2 protein-coding genes are annotated in these 1,426 nt (G+C 74.4%); one reads left to right on the top strand and one right to left on the bottom strand.

The window, feature by feature from the left end; genetic code table 11:
• Positions 1–52: 52 nt before the first annotated feature.
• Positions 53–931 (bottom strand): alpha/beta fold hydrolase, encoded by an 879-nt coding sequence (locus ACYVE9_RS26810; protein WP_461030484.1) that lies wholly within the window; start codon positions 929–931, stop codon positions 53–55.
• A gap of 136 nt (positions 932–1,067) precedes the next feature.
• Between ACYVE9_RS26810 and ACYVE9_RS26805 the strand changes: the two genes are divergently transcribed.
• The coding region (locus tag ACYVE9_RS26805; protein ID WP_461030483.1) for an AfsR/SARP family transcriptional regulator at positions 1,068–1,426 on the top strand (359 nt) is incomplete at its 3' end.

Genomic DNA, 1,426 nt, shown 5'->3' with positions numbered 1-1,426 from the left:
CTGGGCAGGGGCGGTTGGCGGGGGCGATGGGCGGGGGAGCGGCGCGCTGCCGTCAGCGGGCCAGCAGGTCGCGGAGTGCCCCGGTGACGTCGGCCGGCGCCTCCTCCGCCATGAAGTGGCCGCTGGTGACCGTGGAGTGGCGGAGGTCGCCGGCCCACGCGCCCCACAGTGCCGCGGCGTCGTACCCGAGAGCGGCGCCCCAGTCCTGCTGGAGCACACTGACCGGCATGCGCAGCGTGTTGCCGACGGCCAGGTCGGCCCGGTCGTGCTCGACGTCCACGCCCGCGGAGGCTCGGTAGTCGGCCACGATGGACGGCACCGCGCCGCGGCAGGCGTCCAGGTAGGCGGCGTGGACGTCGGCGGGGATCGCCTGCGGGTCGTTCACCCAGGCGTCCAGGAAGTGGCCGAAGAAGGCGTCGGCACTGGCGGTGATCATCTGCTCGGGAAGGCCCGGCGGCTGCGCCATCAGGTACAGGTGGAAGCCCACCGCGGCGGTGGCGCCGTGCAGCACCTCCCACATGTCCACCGTCGGCAGCACGTCGAGCACGGCCAACCGGGTGACCGCCCCGGGGTGGTCGAGACCTGCCCGGAACGCCACCAGCGCCCCGCGGTCGTGCCCGGCCAGCGCGAACCTCTCGTGCCCCAGTGCCCGGGCGAGTGCGACGACGTCGGCGGCCATGGTGCGTTTGGCGTAGACGTCCGGACCGGTCTCCGCCGGCTTGTCGCTCGCCCCGTAACCGCGCAGGTCAGGACAGATCACCGTGTGGTCCGCCGCGAGATCCGCCGCCACGTGCCGCCACATCAGGTGGGTCTGCGGGAACCCGTGCAGCAGCACCACGGGCGGCCCCGAGCCGCCGACCGCGGCATGCAGGGACACGCCGTCCGCGACGGGGACACGGTGCTGGGTGAAACCGGGGATGGAGGGTGCCATGGTCAGCTGCCTTCACTCGGAACGGAGCCGTCCGACTGCGGCCGGACAGACGTGACCCCAGCCTGCGGGCCGCGAATGAGCATCCGATCAGCGCGCTATACCGTGACCGGGGAGAACGAGGGAAGGACGGTCCCGCGTGCCGGTCGAGTTCCAGGTGCTGGGCCCCGTCACCGCACGGCACCACACCGGGGAGCCGCTCGCCCTCAGAGGGCCGCGGCACCGAGCAGTGCTCGCCCGGCTGATCATCGCCCGTCGGCGGGTCGTCCCGGTCGACCGCCTCGTCGCGGACCTCTGGGCGGATCCCCCTGCCAACGCGGTCGGCGCGGTACGCACCTTCGTCTCCGCGCTGCGCCGGGCGCTGGAGCCGGATCGAGCCCCCCGAACCCCGCCACGGCTCCTCGTCACCGAAGGGCCGGGCTACGCCCTCCGCGCCGCGGACGACGCGGTCGACGCCTGGGCGTTCGAGCGGGCCGTGGCCGAGGCCGCCGGGCAGCC

The sequence above is a fragment of the Streptomyces sparsus genome, assembly GCF_054776295.1.
This window is presented reverse-complemented; position numbering and strand designations above follow the sequence as displayed.

Coding starts and splice junctions, on each gene's coding strand:
- ACYVE9_RS26810 (WP_461030484.1), bottom strand. CDS start 931: ATGGCACCCTCCATCCCCGGTTTCACCCAGCACCGTGTCCCCGTCGCG.